The organism is Roseivivax sp. (genome assembly GCF_054552075.1).
Map to the genome: position 1 here is coordinate 55,712 of NZ_JBTOLZ010000001.1, position 19,879 is coordinate 75,590.

Annotated in this window: 18 protein-coding genes and 1 tRNA gene; 1 reads left to right on the forward strand and 18 read right to left on the reverse strand. The window is 68.3% G+C overall.

The genetic code is table 11. The annotated features are described in order from the left end of the window. From murJ to ACX938_RS00325, 16 genes are all read right to left on the reverse strand, one after another. Positions 1-1,551 (reverse strand): murein biosynthesis integral membrane protein MurJ, encoded by a 1,551-nt coding sequence (gene murJ / locus ACX938_RS00250; RefSeq protein ID WP_459429518.1) that lies wholly within the window; start codon positions 1,549-1,551, stop codon positions 1-3. 418 nt (positions 1,552-1,969) lie between these two features. Further along, a complete protein-coding gene (locus tag ACX938_RS00255; RefSeq protein WP_232752551.1) occupies positions 1,970-2,491 on the reverse strand; it encodes a hypothetical protein in 522 nt (173 codons plus the stop codon). A gap of 898 nt (positions 2,492-3,389) precedes the next feature. Next, positions 3,390-3,466 (reverse strand) — tRNA-Met (locus ACX938_RS00260). A gap of 103 nt (positions 3,467-3,569) precedes the next feature. Next, complete coding sequence (locus ACX938_RS00265) at positions 3,570-4,877, reverse strand: ATPase (protein ID WP_232752550.1); 1,308 nt, start codon at positions 4,875-4,877, stop codon at positions 3,570-3,572. A gap of 98 nt (positions 4,878-4,975) precedes the next feature. Continuing rightward, positions 4,976-5,470 carry a prepilin peptidase gene (locus ACX938_RS00270; RefSeq protein WP_459429519.1) on the reverse strand — a complete coding sequence of 165 codons (495 nt, stop codon included), beginning with the start codon at positions 5,468-5,470 and terminating at the stop codon, positions 4,976-4,978. A 13-nt stretch (positions 5,471-5,483) separates the two neighbouring features. Beyond that, the gene (locus ACX938_RS00275) at positions 5,484-6,332 is read right to left on the reverse strand and encodes a tetratricopeptide repeat protein (protein ID WP_459429520.1); all 849 of its coding nucleotides are present in this window, start codon (positions 6,330-6,332) and stop codon (positions 5,484-5,486) included. Positions 6,333-6,359: 27 nt separating this feature from the next. Next, positions 6,360-6,932, reverse strand: coding sequence for a tetratricopeptide repeat protein (locus tag ACX938_RS00280; protein WP_459429521.1), 573 nt, complete (start codon positions 6,930-6,932; stop codon positions 6,360-6,362). A gap of 3 nt (positions 6,933-6,935) precedes the next feature. Next, positions 6,936-7,907, reverse strand: a complete 972-nt coding sequence (locus tag ACX938_RS00285; protein ID WP_459429522.1) for a type II secretion system F family protein — start codon at positions 7,905-7,907, stop codon at positions 6,936-6,938. 10 nt (positions 7,908-7,917) lie between these two features. Continuing rightward, complete coding sequence (locus ACX938_RS00290) at positions 7,918-8,883, reverse strand: type II secretion system F family protein (RefSeq protein ID WP_232752545.1); 966 nt, start codon at positions 8,881-8,883, stop codon at positions 7,918-7,920. 5 nt (positions 8,884-8,888) lie between these two features. Beyond that, positions 8,889-10,319: a CpaF family protein gene (locus ACX938_RS00295; protein ID WP_459429523.1), complete on the reverse strand. Its 1,431-nt coding sequence runs from the start codon at positions 10,317-10,319 to the stop codon at positions 8,889-8,891. Positions 10,320-10,334: 15 nt separating this feature from the next. Further along, positions 10,335-11,585, reverse strand: a complete 1,251-nt coding sequence (locus ACX938_RS00300) for an AAA family ATPase (protein ID WP_232752543.1) — start codon at positions 11,583-11,585, stop codon at positions 10,335-10,337. 193 nt (positions 11,586-11,778) lie between these two features. Further along, positions 11,779-12,474, reverse strand: coding sequence for an OmpA family protein (locus ACX938_RS00305; RefSeq protein ID WP_459429524.1), 696 nt, complete (start codon positions 12,472-12,474; stop codon positions 11,779-11,781). 4 nt (positions 12,475-12,478) lie between these two features. Beyond that, entirely contained in the window at positions 12,479-13,894 is a 1,416-nt protein-coding gene (locus ACX938_RS00310; RefSeq protein ID WP_459429525.1) for a type II and III secretion system protein family protein, read from the reverse strand. 205 nt (positions 13,895-14,099) lie between these two features. Next, positions 14,100-14,939, reverse strand: coding sequence for a Flp pilus assembly protein CpaB (gene cpaB, locus ACX938_RS00315; protein WP_459429526.1), 840 nt, complete (start codon positions 14,937-14,939; stop codon positions 14,100-14,102). Positions 14,940-14,975: 36 nt separating this feature from the next. Beyond that, entirely contained in the window at positions 14,976-15,176 is a 201-nt protein-coding gene (locus tag ACX938_RS00320) for a hypothetical protein (protein ID WP_232752539.1), read from the reverse strand. A gap of 163 nt (positions 15,177-15,339) precedes the next feature. Beyond that, positions 15,340-15,540: a hypothetical protein gene (locus ACX938_RS00325; protein WP_232752538.1), complete on the reverse strand. Its 201-nt coding sequence runs from the start codon at positions 15,538-15,540 to the stop codon at positions 15,340-15,342. Between the two features lie 334 nt (positions 15,541-15,874). Here ACX938_RS00325 and ACX938_RS00330 point away from each other — a divergent pair, with 334 nt between their 5' ends. Next, entirely contained in the window at positions 15,875-16,723 is an 849-nt protein-coding gene (locus ACX938_RS00330) for a lytic transglycosylase domain-containing protein (RefSeq protein WP_459429527.1), read from the forward strand. On the opposite strand, the gene ACX938_RS00335 is transcribed toward ACX938_RS00330, so the two are convergent. Together ACX938_RS00335 and ACX938_RS00340 are read right to left on the reverse strand one after the other, a co-directional pair. Further along, entirely contained in the window at positions 16,715-18,136 is a 1,422-nt protein-coding gene (locus ACX938_RS00335) for an FAD-binding oxidoreductase (protein WP_459429528.1), read from the reverse strand. The genes ACX938_RS00330 and ACX938_RS00335 overlap by 9 nt on opposite strands. Before the next feature lie 877 nt (positions 18,137-19,013). Next, positions 19,014-19,835 (reverse strand): MBL fold metallo-hydrolase, encoded by an 822-nt coding sequence (locus ACX938_RS00340; RefSeq protein WP_459429698.1) that lies wholly within the window; start codon positions 19,833-19,835, stop codon positions 19,014-19,016. Positions 19,836-19,879: the final 44 nt, after the last annotated feature.

Consider the following 19,879-nt stretch of genomic DNA (forward strand, 5'->3'; position numbering starts at 1 on the left):
TCAGCTGGCCCTCTTGCGGCGAAAGGCATTGGCGAAGTCCCGCAGGCGGAAGGCGCCGAGCATCTGCCCGAGGGCCCCATAGGCCGCCATCCCCACCAGGATCAGGGCCAGCAGCGCCAGGTACCGCCAGCCCTCACGCGCCAGAAACGGCCCGACCAGCAGCTGGGTTCCCCAAAGCACCCCGCCCATCAGCACCGAGGCCAGGACGATGCGCCAGATCCGGGTGCGGAAACGGCTGTCGAAGCGGGCGACCTCGCCCATGTCGCGGCTGCCGCGCGCCAGGAGCCAGACCATCGACCAGGCCGCCGCCGAGGTGGCGATGGCCGGGGCGATCCAGCCCAGGACCGGGGCGAGCCCGATGGCCGCGGCGGCGTTCACCACCATGGAGACCACCGCGTAGCGGAAGGGTGCCTTGGTGTTCTCGCGTGCGAAGAACAGCGGTTGCAGCACCTTCTGCAGCACGAAGGCGGGCAGGCCCAGCCCGTAGATCGCCACCGCCACCGCGATGGCGGCGCTGTCGTCGGCGCCGGTCGCGCCGCGCTCGAAGAGGACCGAGACCAGGGGCAGCGGGATCACCACCAGCGCCACCGAGGCGGGCACGGTCAGCGCCAGCGCGTATTCTCCCGCCCGGCTGAAGGCGTCGCGCCCGCCGGCGTCGTCGCCCGCCTTCAGGCGGCGCGAGAGGTCGGGCAGCAGCACGATGCCCACCGCGATGCCGACGACGCCCAGCGGCAGCTGGTAGAGACGGTCGGCGGCGTAGAGCCAGCCCACCGCCTTGTCGAACTGCGAGGCCACCTGCTGGCCGACCAGGAGGTTGATCTGCATGACCCCGCCCGCGAGCGCGGCCGGCACGGCGACCCGCACCAGGGTCTTCATCTCGTCGTTCCAGACCGGCCGCCCGGGGCGCACCTTCAGCCCCGCGCGTTCCGCCGCGATCCAGACCAGCGCGAGCTGGATGATGCCCGCCACGGGCACCGCCCAGACCAGCCAGAGCACCACCTCGCCGCCCATCAGGTGGCCCGCGAGCATCGCGAGGACCACGGTGATATTGAGGAAGACCGGCGCGGCGGCGGCGGCGGCGAAATGCCCGCCCGCGTTCAGCGCCCCCGAGAAGAGCGCCGCCAGAGAAATTAGGAAGATATAGGGAAAGCAGATGCGCCCGTAGGCGACCGTCAGGTCGAAGCGTTCGTCGCCGATGAAACCGCCCGCCGTGGCCACCACCAGCGCGGGCATGAAGACCATGGCCAGCGCGCTGAGGACCAGCAGCACCGTCGCCAGCCCCGAAAGTGCGTCGCGCGCGAAGGCGAGCGGGTCCTCGCCCGCCTCGAGCCGCTTCGAGAACATCGGCACGAAGGCCGCGTTGAAGGCGCCCTCGGCGAAGAAACGGCGGAACATGTTGGGCAGGCGGAAGGCCGCGACGAAGGCGTCGAGCACCGGGCCCGGGCCGATCAGCGCCAGGATCACCACCTCGCGGATGACCCCCAGCACGCGGGAGGCCAGCGTCCAGAAGCCGACGGTCATCATGCCGGACAGAAGGCGGATCGGTTTCATTGACTGGCTCGGCCTCGTTGCACGCTTTGGCGTGTGCCTCGGTCTAGCCCATCGCCCGGCCTGCGGGAAGGGGCGCGGCGCGGGCCCGCCGTGGCGGAAGGCGGGTCGAGGGGGCGAGGCTGCGGGGCTGCTGGGCAGGGAAAGCTCACGTGCGTCATACCCCTTGGCTCGGCGCGGTGTGGTGCGAAGCGGGCGCGGGGCATGGCCGGAGGGGCTGGGCGCCGATGGTTGGAAACCGTGGGGAGCGCGTGTTGGCCGGCTGGGTCGGCCTTCCGTGATGGCCAGCACTGTGGCCCCCCCAAAAAAAGACCTGCCGCCCGGTGTCGGGCGACAGGTCTCTGCCAGAGGTCGGCGTCGGGGCTTTGCTTGGGGACCGGCCCCTCCGCCGCGCCTCCGGATCAGGGTGGCGGAGCCCTGCTTACATCTGCGCGTCGAGGCTGGCCTGCGGCGCGGCGCGGAGCGCGGTCTCGAACTCGGCGCGGGTCATGTCGAGCGTCAGGTCGCCTTCGCCTTCCGCGGCGGAGAGCGAGCTGACCTGCACCGCGGCGTTCTCGAGCGCGCGCTCGTCGGCGCCTTCCATCTCGCCGTCGAGGTCGATCATCACGCGGTCGCCATCGAGGTCGGTGCGGGTGACGGTGCCGAGGATCTCGCCGTCGCTCGAGCGCACCACCGCGTCGGCGGTCAGAGCGGCGTCGAGCTGCGCGGAGATATTGGCGGCGGCGCCATAGGGCTCTTCGGCCAGCTCACCCACGGCTCCGACGCCCGCCTGCGCGGTGTCGGTCGCGGTTTCGCCGATCGCATAGAAGGTCTCGCCGATTTCCTGTGCCACGTCGCCGGCCTGGGCGGCCACGTTGTCCTTGTCCTCGTCCTGCGCGGTGGCGGCACCGGCGAGAAGCATCGCGGCTGCGGCGGTGGAGGCGGTGAGCATGCGATAGGTCATGTTGGCTCCTTTCGGATCGTCATTGCCTATGCCCGTCGGGGCATCTGCCCGGGAAAGGGCGACCCCCCGGGGGTGAGTTCCAATGCGCTGCCGCGGGGTCAGCGGGGGATTGCCGAGAGGGGGGGGCTCCGGGATCCGGGAGAGGTGCGCGGGGCAGGAGCTGGGCGGCGGCGTTGCGACAGGTTGGGCCAAGGCTCGAGTGGTGAGGCAGGCCGCCTGGCCGCGTGTTCGGTCGCGCGGCCCTTCCCGGTCGAGAGTCGTTCCCGTCGAGAGCCGTTCGCGCGGCCCTCCCCCTGTCGAATGACAGAGGCCAGTCCTTCGCCGAAGAGCAGACGCACTTGCCCAAACATCCCCGACGCCACCGTCACGCCCCGACGCACCTGTCGCGCAACACCACCCACCCGCAGCCCAACCTGCGCCCGAATAGCACCGAAGGTGCCGGGCGCGCGCCGGACCGGCCCCTTGGGCCGGCGCTCCTTGGGGTGGCGCGCTTAGATCGTCTTTAGTCCTGACCTTGCCGGGATAAAGCGCCTCGCTCAGAGGTCAGCAGCGCCGGCCCCCGGTCCGGCGCGCGCCCTCTGCTGTGCGGGGTGAGAGGGGTTGGGTGTCGCTGGGCGAGGCAGAGGTTTGACGGTGAACCTAGTGCTGCCGTTGCGGGGCAGGGGCTAGCGCCGACGGGTCGCGCAGGGGCGCTGCAGGCTTTGGCCGAGGGCTCGGCATGTGGCGAGACGGCGGCGTGACAGACTATGCCGCGAGGCGCCAAACGCCCTACAGGCGCGCGCAGCGCGCGCCAGTAACCATCTGCAATCTAAAGAAAAACCGCGCCACCCGGCGCACTCACGCCCAAGGCGCCTCAGCCGAAGACCCGGGCGTCATTCACCGTTCAATTGAAGGGGAATGGTAGCGGAGGAGGGACTTGAACCCCCGACACAAGGATTATGATTCCTCTGCTCTAACCAACTGAGCTACTCCGCCGGAGTGCGGGCTGATTAAGGGAGGCTCGGGGGAGGGTCAAGCGGGTTTTGCGGGAAATTTCCGCCCCCGCAGTCGGGCCCGCGACCCCCTCCGACACCAAGCCTCACTTGGCGATCTTCTCGTCCTTCACGAACATGTTCGCCCAGGCGCGGTCCACCAGCTCGGGGGTCATCTTGTAGGGCAGCCCCTCGAAATCGCAGACCGAGATCATCTGCTCGATCAGGAAGATCGGCTGGTAGTTCGCATAGACGTTGTTGATCGTCGGATACTTGGTCTTCAGGAGGTGCACGAGGCTCTTCTCGCAGAGCTGCATGCGCTTCTTGCGGGCCACCAGCGCGAAGATCTTCAGAAAGTCCTCCTGGTTCGGGCCGTCGATCTTGATCTTGAAGAAGATCCGCCTGAGCGCCGCCTGGTCGAAGATCTCGTTGGGGTGGAAGTTCGTCGAGAAGATCACCAGCGTGTCGAAGGGCACCTCGAACTTCTCGCCCGACTGCAGGGCGAGGATGTCCTTGGACTCCTCGAGCGGCACGATCCAGCGGTTCACCAGCTTCTGCGGCGGCTCGGCCTGGCGGCCGAGGTCGTCGACGATGAAGATCCCGCCGGTGGATTTCAGCTGCAGCGGCGCCTGGTAGGTCCGCGCGGTGGGGTTGTAGACCAGGTCCAGCATGTTCAGCGACAGCTCGCCCCCGGTGATCACCGTGGGCCGCTCGCAGAGCACGTAGCGGGTGTCGTAAAGCACCCGCCGGCGCAGCTGCGTCGGGTCATCCTCGAGCTGCTCGGCCTTGGAATGCACGATCGGGTCGTAGACGGTGATCACCGAACCCGAATATTCGATCGCGCGGGGCACGTAGATCTTGTCGCCCATGGCGTCGCGGATGCCGTTCGAGATCGAGGATTTGCCGTTGCCCGGCGGGCCATACATCAGGATCGACCGCCCCGAGGTCACCGCGGGGCCGAGGTTGTCCAGAAGCGCGTCCGGCAGCACCAGGTGGCCCATGGCATTGGTGAGCTGCTCGCGGGTCATCTGGATGTTGCGGATCGACTGGCGTTCGACCTGCTCGCGGTAGACCTCGAGCGGGACGGGCATCGGGCCGTAATATTCCGACTGGGTCAGCGCGTCGAGCGCGCGGGCCTTGCCGCTGTCGGTGAGCTGGTAGCCCATCTCGCCGCCGCGGGTGGCGGACATGGTGCCCATGGCCTCGAGCAGGTTCTGGCCGCGGGCGTGGTCCACCAGCTCCTGGGTGATCGGCACCGGCAGGCACATGGCGCGCGCCAGGTCGCTGACCGTGCCCACGTTCTTGCGGAAGATCGTCTTGATGACGATGTCGCGCATCATCACCAGGGGCAATTGCATGTCCTGCAAGCGTTTCGGCGGCGGCGGCGCCATCACGTTGGTGGCCTGCATGTTCATCGCGGCGGTCCCTTTCGCCCGGTCGTTTCTTTGCGCTCAAGACACCAGAGCTTTGTGGCGAGTGTTGGGCCGGGCTTTGGAATTTGCGCGAAAGGCCCTCAGGCGCCGTAGAGCGCGCCGAGCGCCAGGTAGACCGCGAGCGCCGGGCCGAGTGCCAGGCCCATGGGGAACCGGCCCTTGGCGGTCCAGCTCTCCCAGTCGGGCGCGAGGCGGCGCAGGGGGCTTGCCCGGGCGATGCGATGGGCGGCCAGGGCGGCCAGCATCAGCCCGGTCAGAAGCGCGAAGACCAGCACCAGGTCGCCGGGATGCAGGAAGGGTGCTGCGGCGGCGGCGAACTTCGCGTCGCCCGCGCCCAGCACGCCCGCGGCATTGAGCGCGATGCCCGCCGCCAGGGCCAAGCCCAGGTGCAGGTAGCGCCAGAGATAGGTCTCGAAGGGCAGGACCAGCGCGCCCAGAAGCGCATAGACCAGGACCAGCGCCAGCACCGCGCGGTTGGTGATCTTCATCCGCGACAGGTCGGTGAAGACCACATAGGCGCAGATCGGCAGCACGAAGGGCAGGAACCAGAGCGCCGCCCAGGCCGAGACGTCCACCCGCCGCCCCCGCTCAGGAGGTCTCGAGCGCTTCGAGGCTGACCGCCGCGGCCTCGAAATGCTGCGGATGGGTCTCGATAGCGCTGCGCAGAAGCGCCTTGCCGGTCTCCACGTCGCCTTTCTTCACCGCCGCCAGCGCCATGGTGTGCAAGAGCTCGGCGCGTTCGATCTGGCTCATCGGGATCACCGGCAGCGTGTAGTCGCCGCGCGCGGCGCGGGCCAGCATCAGGTTGTTCTTTGCGGTGAAGAGCGACTGGTCCTGCCGGATGGCGTCGGCGAAAAGCCGTTCGGCCTCGGCGTAATCGCCGCGGGTGAGCTTGGAATAGCCCCAGTTGTTCATCACCCCGGCGGGTTTGGTGGTCAGCCCCAGGGCGATCTCGTAGAAGCTGTCGGCCTTGTCCCAGTCCTCGTTCACATCGGCGACCATGGCTTCGAGCTTGTAGCGCTCGAAGGTCTCATGGGTCGGGGGGATGGCGTTCAGCGTGGCCTCGGCGCGCTCCCAGTCGCCCGAGCGGATCAGCGCGTCGGCGAAGCCCACGGCGTCCTCGTTGGTGGCCTCCTCGTGGTCGACCACGCGCTTCCAGGCGGCGACGCCCTCGGGCACGCGCTTGGCGCGGATCAGCGATTTCGCGAGGCCGCGGCGGTGCTCGATCTTCTCGGGCGCCTCCGAGGTGGCGCGGCGGAAGTAGTTCACGGACTCGTTGGGGTCGGCCACCGTCAGCATGACGTCGTTGAGCCCGGTGCCGTCGATGGCGTTCACGCCCTGGAAGTTGCGGTCGACGGTCTGCGCTTCGTTCTTGTCACATGCGGACAGCACGAAGGCCCCTGCGGTGCAGAGGGCGATAAGGGGGAAGTGGCGCATTTGCTGCGTCCTTGTCCTGCTTCTGCCTCACGGCCCGCCTTCGGTGATCAGGAAGTCGCCCTGGCCCCTCCGCACGAGCTTGAATTCTTCTTCATTGGCCTCAGCATAGACCGGATCGCTCATTTTTGCGAGCGCCAAGCGGAGATTGTCGCGGATTGAGTCATTCCGGCCATCGTCGAGCGCGAAGGCCCGGCGGAAGACCTCGGAGGCCTCGGCGGTCTGGCCCAGTTCCATCAGCACCACGCCGAGGTTGTTCCAGGCCTCGGGCGCCGCGCCGTCGCGGTCCACCGCCTCGCGCAGGAGCGCCTCGGCCTGGTTCAGCCGCCCCAGCGCGAGGTTGGCCGAGCCAAGCGCGGTCAGCACCTCGAGGGTGAGGCCGCGGGTCGCCGCGGCGCGGGTATAGGCCTCGAGCGCCAGCTCGGGCTCGTCGTTGTCCATCAGGCGGTGGCCGACGATCAGCCCGTCGACCGAGGTGCCCTCGGGGTCGATCTCGGGCGCGAAAAGCTGCCCCTCGGGCGGCATCCCGGTCTCCCCGGAACAGCCCGCGAGCGCCAGGCCCAGGCTCAGTGCTGTCAGCGTCCCCGCGAGGGGAAGGGACATGGGTCAGTTCCCCGACATGTTCATGATGTTCACCGCCGAGGGCCCGACAAGGATGATGAGCAGCGGCGGCACGGTCAGCATCATTGTGGTCAATGTCATCTTGGTCGGCAACTTGTTTGCCTTCTCCTCGGCGCGCATCACGCGCTTGTCCCGCATCTCCGAGGCATAGACCCGAAGCGCATCGGCGATCGAGGTGCCGAAGGTCTGGCTCTGGTTCAGCACGGTCACGAAGGAAGAGACATCCTGCACGCCGCAGCGCTCGGACATGTCGTTGAGGACCGCCGTCTTGTCCTTGCCGGCCTTCATCTCGTAGCTCACGAGCTGGAACTCGTCGGCGAGGAACGGGTAGGAGGCCCGGAGCTCCTTGGAGATCCGCACGATCGACTGGTCCATCGACTGGCCGGCCTCGACGCAGACCAGCATCATGTCGAGCGCGTCGGGGAAGCCGTCCTGGATCTGCTCCTTGCGCTCGGCGGCGCGGCGCGTGACCCAGTATTTCGGGAAGTAGTAGCCCGCCGCACCGGGGCCCAGGACATAGAGCATCATGTCCTGCGTGGTGGCCGCATCACCCAGCGCGAAAAGGTAGTAAAGCGTGCCGAGGCCCAGCCCGAAGATGCCCAGAGCGGCCTGCAGGAAGTAGTAGTAACGCACCGCCTCCTTGGAGCCGTAGCCCGCCTGCATCAGCTTCAGCCGGACCGAGCTGAACTCCTGTTCGTTCTTGGGCTCGAGGAACTGCGCGTAGCGGTTCAGCTTGTCGTTCTTGGCCTTCTCGCGCAGCACCGCCTTGGCGCCGGTCTCGGCGCGCTTGTTGCGCTCGGGCTGGCGCAGCTTGTCCATCGGGTCGGGCTTCTGCGAGAGCATCAGCGGGATCGCGATGAGCAGCAGCAGCAGGCCCAGCCCCGCCACCGCGAAAAGCGGTCCGGCCGGCCCGAGAAGCTCGGTCAGATAGGCGTTGAGGCTGTCGATGATCTGCATGCCGCCCCCCTCAGACCTTGATGTTCACGAGCATCCGCATGACCAGCAGGTTGGCGATCAGGAAGATCGCCACCGCGAAGCAGGCGGGGATGAACAGCGGGTGATCGATCACCCCGTCGTAGTAGTCGGGCTTGGAGACCTGGATGAAGATCAGCGCCGCCACCGGGAAGCCCGAGAGGAACTTGCCCGACCATTGCGCCTCGGCAGTGATCGCCTTGACCCGGCGGAACAGCCGGAAGCGGGCGCGGATCACCTTGGAGAGCCCCTCGAGGATCTCGGCCAGGTTGCCGCCCGATTGCTGCTGGATGGTCACCGCCACGGCGAGGAACCGAAGGTCCTGCATGTCGAGCCGCTCGGCCATGTGCTTCAGCGCCTCGCCGATGTCGCGGCCATAGGTGCTTTCGTCGGCGATGACGCCGAACTCGGTGGCCAGCGGGTCCTGGATTTCCTTCGAGACGATGGAGATCGCCGAGGAGAAGGGATGGCCCACGCGCAGGGAGCGCACCATGAGCTCGATGGCGTCGGGCAGCTGCTCCTCGATCATGTCGAGGCGCTTCTTGGCCTTGGAGTTGACCCAGAAGAACACGCCCCCGATGCCGAAGCCCAGGGCCAGCACCACGCGCACCGCCATGCCGGTCTCGGTCATCATGGTCAGGCCCAGGAAGGCCGCCGCGCAGACCAGCGCCATGATCCCCAGAAGCTGGTTCGGCGTGAAGGCGATGGCGGCCTTCTGCGCCCGGTCGGCGAGCAGGGAATAAAGCGGGATGCCCGCGCCCTCGAGGTGCTGGTCCATCTCCTTGCGGAGCTTGGCGAGCACTTCTTCGCGGCGTTCGCCCTTGTCGAGCATCTGCAGCCGCCGGTTGACCCGGTTGTTGAGGCTGATCGACTTGCCGAAGGCCACCAGGTAGATGCCCTCGACCAGCACGATCACGCCCAGGAAAATCGCTCCGTAAATGATGTACTCGGCACTCAACATGGCACTCACTCCGGTCTGAACGGCTCGTAGATCGAGGGCGGCAGGTCATAGCCCCACATCTTGAAGCGTTCCGAATAGTGGCTGCGGACGCCGGTGGCGGTGAAATGGCCGAGGATCTTGTTGTCCGGGGTCAGCCCGACGCGCTGGAAGCGGAAGATCTCCTGCATGGAGATGACCTCGCCCTCCATGCCGGTGATCTCGGTCACCGAGACCATGCGCCGCGAGCCGTCCTGCAGGCGCGAGACCTGCACCAGGAGGTTGACCGCCGAGGAGATCTGGCTGCGCATGGCCTTCAGCGGCATCTCGATGCCGGCCATGGCGATCATGTTCTCGAGACGGGCGATGCCGTCGCGGGCGGAGTTGGCGTGGATCGTGGTCATCGAGCCGTCGTGGCCGGTGTTCATGGCCTGCAGCATGTCGATTACTTCCTCGCCGCGGGTCTCGCCCACGATGATCCGGTCGGGACGCATCCGCAGCGCGTTCTTCAGGCAGTCGCGCGGGGTGACGGCGCCCTTGCCCTCGACGTTGGCGGGGCGGCTTTCCATCCGGCCGACGTGGGTCTGCTGAAGCTGAAGTTCGGCGGTGTCCTCGATGGTCAGGATGCGCTCGCTGTCGTCGATGAAGGACGAGAGCGCGTTGAGCGTGGTGGTCTTGCCCGAGCCGGTGCCGCCCGAGACGATGACATTGAGCCGGGTCGCCACGGCGGCCTGCAGGTAGACGGCCATTTCCTCGGAGAAGGCGCCGTAGCCCACCAGGTCGTCGATGCCGAGCTTGTCCTTCTTGAACTTCCGGATCGAGACCAGGCTGCCGTCGATGGCGATGGGCGGCACCATGGCGTTGAAGCGCGAGCCGTCCGAGAGGCGCGCGTCCACATAGGGGTTCGATTCATCGACGCGCCGGCCCACGGCCGAGACGATCTTGTCGATGATCCGCATCAGGTGACGCTCGTCCTTGAAGGCGATGTCCGACAGCGTGAGCTTGCCGTTGCGCTCGATGAAGATCTGGTGCGGGCCGTTGACCAGGATGTCCGAGACGGAATCGTCCTTCAGGAGCGCCTCGAGCGGGCCCAGGCCCTTCACCTCGTCGTAAAGCTCCTGGTTGAGCTGCAGCCGCTCGTCGCGGGTCAGCACGATGGCGCGTTCCTGCAGGTTCTCGGTGGTGATCGCCTGGATCTCGGCGCGCAGGTCGGCCTCGGTGGCCTGGTCGAGCGCGGCAAGGTTGAGGTTCTCGAGCAGCGCCCGGTGCAGTTCCAGCTTGATCTCGGCCAGCCGCTCCTTGCGCTTCTTCTCCTTGTCGGCCGGGGCTGCCTCGGCCGGGCGCGCCTTCATCGGCTTGCGCATCGCCGCGGGCTGGCGGGCCAATTCGGCCGTGGGCTCGGGCGCGGCGGGCGGGGCGCCTGCGGGCTGGGGCGTGGGTTTCTTGTATCTCGAAAACATGTGCTTTTCTCACACTCAGGCGGCTTCTGCCGCGCTCTGGCCGATCTGGTGAAGAGACTGGGCAACCTTGGCGATTTCGCGGCGAAGCGGGTTCTTCGCGGCCTGAAGACCCATGGGGATGCCATGATCGCAACACTGGCTGACCTGCTTGCCGCCGTCGGGCAGCTGCAGGTCGAGCGCGATCTCCAGGCTCTCGGCCATGCGGCGGGCGCGGCTCTTGCCCTGCAGGTCGGTGAACTTCGGCGCGTGGTTCAGCACGAAGCGCAGTTTCTCGAAGGGCAGATCCTCGGACTGCAGCGCGCGCTTCAGCCGGAGCGTGTTCTGGGCCGAGCGCATGTCGAGCTCGGTCAGCGCGAAATAGACCTGCGCGGCCTGCAGCACGGTTTCCGACCAGACCAGCACCGGCGAGGGCATGTCGACGATCACGTAGTCGTAGTGATTGCGCGCCACATCTAGCAGCAGTGTCACGTCGTCGGGCCCGATCATGTCGAGCGGCAGCAGGTCCGAGGGCGCGGTGAAGACGTCGAGCCGGTCCTCGTAGCTTTGCAGCGCCTGGGCGAAGGTCTCCTCGTCGAAGGAGCTCATGTCGGCCAGAAGCTCGACCACGGTCTCCTTGCGGGGCAGGTCGAGATAGGTGGCGACCGAGCCGAACTGCAGGCCGAGGTCGATCAGGCAGACGCGCGGGGACTTGGTCTTGTCCTTCTCGACCGTGGCCAGTTCCCAGGCGAGGTTCACGGCGAATGTGGTGGCGCCGACGCCGCCGGCCATGCCCTGCACCGCGATCAGCACGCCGTCGCCTTCCGAGGCGAGCTTCACGCCCTCGGCGTCAGGCTGCGCGGCGCTGGCGGGCGCGGGCGCGGGGCGGCGCATCCGCTCGACCGCGGCGGCCAGCTCACCCTCGGGCAGGGGGTAGGGGACGAACTCGTCCCCGCCGTTCTTCAGCATCCGGTGCAGCACCGCCGGCGAGACGTCCTCGGCGATCAGCACGACCTTGATGCGGCGCGCCTTGGCGGTGGTGATGATCGAGACGATCCGGTCGATCTGGTCCTCGTCGCTCTGGTCGAGCGCGATGGCGACGAACTCGAGGCCCTCGGCGTCGGGCTGGCCCAGGAAGGTCAGCGCCTCGTCGAAGCTCAGATCCCCCCAGGCCTCGCCCAGGAGCGATTCCATGTCCTCGATCAGCAGATCGAACAACTGCACGTCGCGGCTGATCGTGCAGGCGCGAATCGGCGCGCCCTCTGCGCTTTCGTCGGTCACGGTGCTCATCTGCCTCGCATCCTTTGCCTGTCGGGCGGCGGCGGGTGAGCGCGGGCCCTCGCCCGCCGCGTCCCTCCGGCGCCGGTGCCGCACCGGCGCTCACGCCCGCGGACACCTGTCGGTATCCAGCGAAAGTCACATTCAAAGGCGGCAACATTTGGACGAAAAAACCGTAATTGTACGGTTTCCGCTGACGGTCAGCTCACTCGCCGGAGGCTTCGCCCAGCGAGCTGCTGGCGTTCAGCGTCGAGGTCGGCTCCGCGGAGTTGACGTATTCGCGGTAGATGATCTGGGCGTATTTGCCGTCGAGCACGTTCTGGTGGCCCTGCACGAAGCCCGAGACCTCGGTCACCGTGCGGCGGTTGCGCCGCTCGCGGTTCTGGGTGGCGATCAGCGGCTGGGTCTCGCCGAAGGAGACCACCGCCTCGAGCCGGTCGAGCGAGATGCCCTGGCTGCCGAGGTATTGCACCACCGCCTGCGCCCGGGCGAGGCCCAGCCGCTTGTTGTAGGCGTCCGAGCCCACCAGGTCGGTATGGCCGAAGACCCGGAAGCGGACCTCGGGGAACTGCCGGATCCAGGCCGCCTGGCGGCGCAGGATCTCGCGCGCGCCGGGTTCCAGCCGCGCGGAGTTGAAGGCGAAGTTGACGGTCGAGGGCACCTCGGCGTCGAAGCGCCGGGCCAGGCTGATGGTATAGCTCTTCTCGCCCGAGAGCACCGCGATGTTGTTCTTGGTCGCGGCCCCGAAGTCGCCCCGGTCGATGACCGATCCGGCCTCGCGGTTGAAGCCGCCGGAGACCGAGAGGCCCGCCTCGTTGGCGCAGCCCGCCAGGATGGCGGTGGCGCCGAGGCAAAGCGCCAGGGTGGCGGGGCGGCGGGTCGGGGAGTGTCGCTTGGTCATCGCCTCAGTCCATCACGTAGCCGTAGGAGCCGTTGAAATCCTGCGTGGCGACCTCGCCCGCGGCGCCGCGCTGGGCCCGGGGGCCGGGCGCCTGGGTGTTGCCGAAGAGGAAGAGGTCGCGCTCGGTCGGCGGCCGCACCCGGTCGGTGGGCAGGGCCAGCGCCTCGCCGCGCGTCGGCGTGACGAGATGCGGGGTGACGATGATCACCAGCTCCGACTGCTCGCGGGTGTATTCGGCGCTGCGGAAAAGTGCGCCCAGGACGGGCACATCGCCGATCCAGGGCAGCTGCGAGCTGTTGTCGCGGAAGTCGTCCTGCAGGAGGCCCGCGATGGCGAAGCTCTCGCCGTCGGCCAGCTCGACCGTGGTCGCGGCGCTGCGGGTGGAGAAGCCGTCGATCGAGATGTTGTTCAGCTCGATGCCCGAGGAGCTGTCGATGGCCGAGACCGTGGTCGACAGCTCGAGGTTGATGATCTTGCCGTCGACGACGCGGGGCACGAAATCGAGCTGGATGCCGAAGGGCTTGAACTCGACCGTCACCTGCTCGTCGCCGCTGTTGACCGGCACCGGGTATTCCCCGCCCGCGAGGAAGGAGGCTTCCTGCCCCGAAAGCGCGGTCAGGTTCGGCTCGGCCAGCATCCGCACCATGCCCTTGGTCTCGAGCGCCTCGAGCAGGATGCCGATCTCCAGCCCGCCGACGTCGAAGTTCAGAATCGAAGCCCCTGCGGTCGAGGCATCGAGCGGCACGGCCCCGGTCGACGGATTGGTGCTGAGATAGCTGCCGGTGGTGACCTGTCCGGCCTCGCCGCCGAGAAGATCGCCGGCGATGTTCACCGAAGAGCGCAGGGCCTTGGAGACCGAGCGCTGCATCTCGGCGAAACGGACCTTCAGCATGACCTGCTGGACGCCGCCGACCTGCATGAGGTTCGACACGCGCTCGGGCGCATAGCGTTCGGCGAGGCTCAGTGCCCGGTCGAGCGATTGTACCGAGCTGACGGTGCCCGACATGACGATGCCGTCATTGGCGGTGCGCACCTCGATGGGCTCGTCGGGCAGGATCTGCTTCAGCCGTTCCTTGAATTCGGAGATATCGGCCGAGACCCGCACGTCGACATTGGCGATGAGCTGGCCCTCGGCGTCGAACATAGACAGCGTCGTGGTGCCGGGCGCCTTGCCCAGCACGTAGATCGTGCGGTCCGAAAGCGAGGAGATGTCCGCGATACTGGGGTTGGCGATGGACAGCTCGGCAAAGGGTGTGCCGCTTTCGACAACAACCGCGCGGTTCATCGAGACCGGCAGGACCGCCCCGACGCCGCCGCGCACCACGCGCAGGGACTCGGCCTCGGCCTGGGGCGCCAATGCCGGTGCGCCGCCAAGGACGACCCCCAGGAGGACCGCCCGCAGAATTCCGTCGATGTTCATGTGACCTGCCTTTCCGATCACGCCTCATGCCGCAGGTCTTGTGCCCGCCTTTGGCAAAACCCTGTGCGAGAAATCGATTTTTTGCAAGAATCAACCACTTTCGCGGCGCTTTTCATGTGGGACGCCGGCAACATGCGCTTGGCCCGGGCCTGCAAAGAGAAACGGCGCCCCACCGGGACGCCGCTTCCAAGGTGTTGATATCAGGTCAGTTTGTGCAGGGGATCGGGATCTGCACGACCTCGGAGCCCTTGCGGGTGCGGATGGTGCAGACCTCGGGCGTGGAGGCGGCGGCCTTGGGCTCGCGCTTCTCCAGGCCGAGGAGCGACCGCTGGTCGACCTCGATCGCCTCGGCGATGGTGGTGTCGTCCGAGGCCATGAGCGAGAGCGACAGATCACCCGTCGACTGCGCCTGGGCCAGGGCCGCGACCTGCTGGGGGCGGGCGGCGACGGTCACCGTGCGGGCGATGGTCGCGCCGTTGGCGTTGTCGGCATTGGCGCTCTGGTCGATGGCGATCAGCTCGATCCCGGTCTGGATCAGCTTGGTCACGTCGTCGTTGTTGATACGGCCGGTCCAGTAGATGTCCACGCGGTCGCCGGGACGCAGGAAGCCCGAGACGCCCGAGGCCACGTCGACCTTGATGGCGAAGGCGCGCATGCCCTTCTCGAGCCGCGAGGTGATGCCCGCGTCGCCGCCGGGTTCGGAGACCTTGATGGCCATGACCGCTTCGTTGGTCTCGATCTGGCGCAGCACCACGCGGGGGTCCATGCCCTCGGCCAGAAGCGGGTTCTCTTCGTCGAAGAAGCCCTCGGGCAGGGCCTCGGTCGGCCATTGCACGAGCTTCACGTCCTTGGGGGTGATGGTCTGCCCGTAGGCGAGCGGCTTGGCCGCGACATAGATGGTCTGGGTGTCGACCGCCTCTTTCTGCTTGGCGCGCTCTTCCTTGAGGGCGGCCTCATAGGCGCCGATATAGGTCTGCGCCATGTAGACGGCGAAGCCCGCCAGGCCGATGCCCGCGATCAGGACAAGTCCAAAAATCAGTCGCATGATGCCTTCCTTTCGTCTCGCAGGCGGGCGGCGGCGTCAGTCTCCGGCGCCGGTCAGGACCACGTCCTCTTCGGCGTCGATGGTGTTCGATGTGTCGTTCACGAGGTCGAGCGTCTGCCCGCCCATGAGCGTGTAGGCGGCGATGGCCAGTGCGATGGTGCCGGCGGTCAGGACCACCCAGTCAACAGTGATCGCACCGCATTCGCTGCGGGAAAAGGTCTTGAGATGGGAAAACATGCTGGCTGCTCGCTTTGTCCGAGGCCGGCGCCTTGGCGCGGGCCTGTCCGGGTCGGTCGGAGCCCGCTTGAACCTGCCCCATCCGCTCGGCCCGTGCCCCGGGCCCGGGGTTTCGAGAAGGCCCGCAGGGGCCCTCTCAGTCTTACGCGGTCACGCGGCGGGGTCAGTCGCCGGCCGGTGCCAGAACGACGTCCTGCTCGGCGTCGACGTCTGCAGCGGCATCGCCGATCAGGTCGAGTGCCTGGCCGGACAGGCCCGAGTAAGCGGCCACGGCAAGGCCGACAACGGCTGCGGTCAGCACGACCCAGTCAACCGTGACTGCGCCGTCTTCGTCCTTGCGGAAGGTGTTGAGGAATTTGAACATGGTCGTCTCCGTAGGGTTCAGTTTGCTCTCGTTACCACACCGGGTCGGACGTTTTCGGGGGTCTCTCATCCTCCCCGCGCCCTTGTCGGTATGGCTTCATATAGCCGTCGGATTGGGGCACGATTTTGACCGCAATGGATCCTTTTCCGTAATTGATGCTATTTTTGCGATGTTTGGGTTAACGCCTGGAATCGCTGGGAAATACCCGCTTCTTGCCGCCGGGTGAGGGGGCGGGAACACGATAATCTGGCGATTCCGCCCGGTTTGCCGCGCGCCATTGGGCGCAAAGCGCGGATGTGCGACACTTGTCGCAACAGACAGAGGCAATGAGCAGATGCCCCATATCACAAGGTCCTGGCTTCTGGCCGCCCTCCTGGCGGCGGCGCCGGTGGGGGCCGAGACCCCGGGCGGGGATTTCTCGGCGCGCTTCGTCAAGCCGCCGGCCCCCGGCAGCCAGAAGCGCGTGACGGTGCAGATCGCCCCGCGCGCCAACCCCGCCGTCTATGCCGCCCCCGAGGCCAAGGCCCCGCCGGAGGCCGGGCCCGCGCCCGGCGCCGAGGCGCCGTCCCCGCGCGCACCGGGGCCCGAGGCGCGCTACGGCTGGTTCTGGGACCAGGTGGCGCCCGAGCGCGCGGCAGCGGCGGGGCCGGGGCGGCTCGAGCCGGCGCTGGCGGCGCTGAAATCAGGGCCGGGCGGCGCGCCGGTCGCGGCCCCCCGGATGCAGGCGGTGCAGGATCTTGCGGCGCGCTACGGGCGCGACCTCCTGTTGCACAGCGTCGACACCCAGGTCTCGCCGGCGCTGGCGCTGGCGGTCATGGCGGTGGAATCGGGGGGCCGGCCCGAGGCGGTCAGCCGCGCGGGCGCGCAGGGGCTGATGCAGCTCATGCCCGAGACCGCGGCGAGCTTCGGGGTCAGCGACGCCTTCGACCCGGGCCAGAACATCCGCGGCGGGATCGCCTTTCTCGACCGCCTGATGCGCGCCTATGGCGGCGACCCGGTGCTGGTGCTGGCGGGCTACAACGCCGGCGAGACAGCCCTGGCCGAGGCGGGCGGCGTGCCGCCCTTTGCCGAGACCCGGGACTACGTGCCCAAGGTCCTGGCCGCCTTCGAGGTGGCACGCGGGCTCTGCAAGACGCCGCCGATGCTCTTGTCGGACGGCTGCGTCTTCAACGTCTCACCCTGAGGCGCGCAGCACCGCGCCGGGGTTCATGATGCCATTGGGGTCGAGCGCGGCCTTGATCGCCCGCATGGCGCCCAGCTTGGCGGGGTCCTGGTAGCGTTCGAGGTCGCCGACCTTGAGCCGCCCGATCCCGTGTTCGGCGCTGACCGATCCGTCCATCTCGTGCACCAGGTCGTGCACGCAGCGCTTGATCGCGTCGCGCTTGTCCTCGTGGTCGGCGCGGCTTTGCCCGGGCACCGGGAAGACGTTGTAATGCAGGTTGCCGTCGCCGACATGGCCGAAGCAGTTGACCCGGAAGTCGCCCAGGGCCTTCAGCCGGGCGATGCCCTCGGGGATGAAGGACGGGATCGCCGAGAGCGGCAGCGAGATGTCATGCGAGGAGATTGCCCCGATCGCGCGGTTGGCCTCGGGGATGCGCTCGCGGATCTGCCAGAAGTCGCGCGCCTGGGCCTCGGACTGGGCGATGAGCCCGTCCTGGACCAGGCCGGCCTCCAGTGCCTCGGCGAAGAGCGCCTCCAGCGCCTCGGCGGGGTCGAGGCCCTCGGGCAGGCCAATCTCGATCAGCACCGACCAGGCGGGGGCGCTGTCGAAGGGCTGGCGCAGCTCGGGGATGGCCTCGGCGAGGAAGGCATAGCCCATGCCGCTCATCAGCTCGAAGGCCGAGATCCCCTCGCCGAGCCGCGCCCGGGCCCGCGAGAGGAGCGCCAGCGCCGCCTTGGGGTCGCGCACGGTCAGAAGGGCCGTGCCGGTCGCGGCGGGCAGCGGAGAGAGCTTCAGCGCCGCCGCGGTGATCACCCCCAGCGTGCCCTCGGCGCCGATCAGGAGGTTCTTCAGGTCGTAGCCGGTATTGTCCTTCCTGAGCCGCCGCAGCCCGTGCCAGACCTCGCCCGTAGGCAGCACCGCCTCGAGCCCCAGGCAGAGGTCGCGGGCATTGCCGTAGCGCAGCACGTTCACGCCGCCCGCGTTGGTGCCGAGGAGCCCGCCGATCCGGGCCGAGCCCTCGGAGGCCAGCGACAGCGGGAAGAGCCGGTCCTCGGCGCGCGCGGCGGCCTGGACATCGGCGAGGATGGCGCCGGCCTCGGCCACCAGGACGTTTTCCTCGGGGTAGCTGGCGCGGATCCGGGTCATGCGCTCGAGGCTGAGGATCAGGGGCTCGGCGCCCTCCTGGCTGACCTGGCCGCCGACGAGCCCGGTGCCGCCGCCGTAGGGCACGAGCGGCACTTGGGCCGCGTTGGCCTGGCGGACGATCATGGCGACCTCCTCGGTGGTGCGGGGCAGGGCGACATGCCGCGCGGTCCCGCGCCAGCGCCCGCGCGGCTCCTCGGTGTAGCGCGGCTCGGCGGGGCGCAGGGTGTCGGCGGGCAGGGCCTCGGTCAGGCGGGCGAGGAAGGCGTCGTCGGCGGCGTTCAGGGTCACGGGCGGGAGGTCTCCTGGCTTGCGTGCCCCCTCGGGATAGCGCGGCGGCGGGCCGGGGGCCAGTGGGGGGGCTGGTGCTGGGAGGCACGTGGTCCCTATGGTCGCCACTGAAGGCTAAGGTCGAAGCTGGGCCCCTCCTGCGCCCGAATAGCACCGAAGGTGCCGGGCGCGCGCCGGACCGGCCCGATGGGCCGGCGCTCTTGTGGGCGGGGCGCTAAGATCACCGCTAGCCCTGACCTTGTGGGGATAAAGCGCATAGCCCGGAGGTCGGCAGCGCCGGCCCCCGGTCCGGCGCGCGCCCTCTGGTGGGAGGGTTGAGAGGGGGAGGGGGTCTCTGAGGCCAGGCAGCGCGGCCGGACAGAGCGGCGCGTTCTTTGACCTCATATAGGCGGCCCTTGGGATCACTCTTTTCTTCGTTGGCATTCTGAAGCTGCCGTCGACATCCCGGGTTCTTCTTGCGCCCGAATAGCACCGAAGGTGCCGGGCGCGCGCCGGACCGGCCCCTTGGGCCGGCGCTCTTGTGGGTGGCGTGCTTAGCTCAGTCCTAGCCCTGACCTTGTTGGGATTAAGCGCGCAGCTCGGAGGTCGGCAGCGCCGGCCCCCGGTCCGGTGCGCGCCCTCTGGTGGGAGGGGGTGAGAGGGGGAGGGTTGCGTTTTTGGTTCGTAGGAGGGAGCGCCGGCGAGGGCTTTGGGTCTGGCTACAGACACGGCAGTGGGTCTTGGTCGCGGCCAGTTCGGAAGGATCGCCTCGGGCGTTGTGCCGAAAGGGAAAGACGGGGCGCTGGCCATTGCAGTGCTCTCAGGCGCTGCACGTAAGGACCACGCACCAACGTCCCAACACACACCGATCCTCACCCACGGCCCACGCCCCCCCCCTTCACCCCGGGTCCCTCAACAACTCCGGGCGCAGCACCATGATCGTCGGGCGCTCGGGCAGGGTGGCGAGCGAGACCTCCAGGCTCGGGCCCTCGACGCGTTCCACCGCGAAACCGGGGCCGATCTCTTCGAGGAAGGCCTCGAGCGCCAGCCCCGAGAACCAGTGCATCGGCACGATCACCCGGCTCTTCAGGCGCTCCAGCACGTTGATCATGTTGGTGCGCGCCATGGTGTAGCCGCCGTCGACCGGGACCATGACCACGTCGAGCCGGCCGATGGTGGCGTATTGCTGGGGGCTGGGCTCGTGGTGGAGATGGCCGAGATGGCCGATGCAAAGCCCCTCCACCTCGAAGATGAAGATCGAATTGCCGTTGTCCTCGCGCCCGCCGAAGGCCGAGCGGATGTCGGTCGAGACGTTGCGCACCAGCATCTCGCCGAGATCGAGGTGATGGCGGACGGGCGTGCCGAAGCTCTCGCTCCAGCCCGGCAGGGCATGCGGGATCGCGGGGTCGGGATTGGCGGTCCAATGGGTGGAATGGGCGTGGTTCATGGTGACCACGTCGGGCAGGAGCGTGGTGTTGCCGATGAAGCCGGTGAAATCGGTGACGGCATTGAGCCCGCCGCGGGTCTGGAGAAGAAAGGAGGCGTGGCTGATGTAATGCAGCCGGACGGAGTATTCCGGGACAGGCGCCTGCCAGTTCGCGGGGGTCGGGCTTTGCGGGGCGGCGGCACTGCGGGGCGCGAGGGGGGAGGCGGCTGCGGCGGCGGCAAGGGCCGGAGGCGACGCGGGCCGGGTCGTGGCGGCGGGAGCACTCGCGGACAGGGGCGCGGAAGGGAGACGGCTCTCGACGGGATCAGCAAGGGCGG

Bases quoted from the DNA above. Each gene is read 5' to 3' on its own strand.
- murJ (WP_459429518.1), bottom strand. From the start codon at position 1,551: ATGAAACCGATCCGCCTTCTGTCCGGCATGATGACCGTCGGCTTCTGG.
- ACX938_RS00255 (WP_232752551.1), bottom strand. From the start codon at position 2,491: ATGACCTATCGCATGCTCACCGCCTCCACCGCCGCAGCCGCGATGCTT.
- ACX938_RS00265 (WP_232752550.1), bottom strand. From the start codon at position 4,877: ATGAACATGCAGGCCACCAACGTGATGGCGCCGCCGCCGCCGAAACGC.
- ACX938_RS00275 (WP_459429520.1), bottom strand. From the start codon at position 6,332: ATGCGCCACTTCCCCCTTATCGCCCTCTGCACCGCAGGGGCCTTCGTG.
- ACX938_RS00280 (WP_459429521.1), bottom strand. From the start codon at position 6,932: ATGTCCCTTCCCCTCGCGGGGACGCTGACAGCACTGAGCCTGGGCCTG.
- ACX938_RS00285 (WP_459429522.1), bottom strand. From the start codon at position 7,907: ATGCAGATCATCGACAGCCTCAACGCCTATCTGACCGAGCTTCTCGGG.
- ACX938_RS00290 (WP_232752545.1), bottom strand. From the start codon at position 8,883: ATGTTGAGTGCCGAGTACATCATTTACGGAGCGATTTTCCTGGGCGTG.
- ACX938_RS00295 (WP_459429523.1), bottom strand. From the start codon at position 10,319: ATGTTTTCGAGATACAAGAAACCCACGCCCCAGCCCGCAGGCGCCCCG.
- ACX938_RS00300 (WP_232752543.1), bottom strand. From the start codon at position 11,585: ATGAGCACCGTGACCGACGAAAGCGCAGAGGGCGCGCCGATTCGCGCC.
- ACX938_RS00305 (WP_459429524.1), bottom strand. From the start codon at position 12,474: ATGACCAAGCGACACTCCCCGACCCGCCGCCCCGCCACCCTGGCGCTT.
- ACX938_RS00310 (WP_459429525.1), bottom strand. From the start codon at position 13,894: ATGAACATCGACGGAATTCTGCGGGCGGTCCTCCTGGGGGTCGTCCTT.
- cpaB (WP_459429526.1), bottom strand. From the start codon at position 14,939: ATGCGACTGATTTTTGGACTTGTCCTGATCGCGGGCATCGGCCTGGCG.
- ACX938_RS00320 (WP_232752539.1), bottom strand. From the start codon at position 15,176: ATGTTTTCCCATCTCAAGACCTTTTCCCGCAGCGAATGCGGTGCGATC.
- ACX938_RS00325 (WP_232752538.1), bottom strand. From the start codon at position 15,540: ATGTTCAAATTCCTCAACACCTTCCGCAAGGACGAAGACGGCGCAGTC.
- ACX938_RS00330 (WP_459429527.1), top strand. From the start codon at position 15,875: ATGCCCCATATCACAAGGTCCTGGCTTCTGGCCGCCCTCCTGGCGGCG.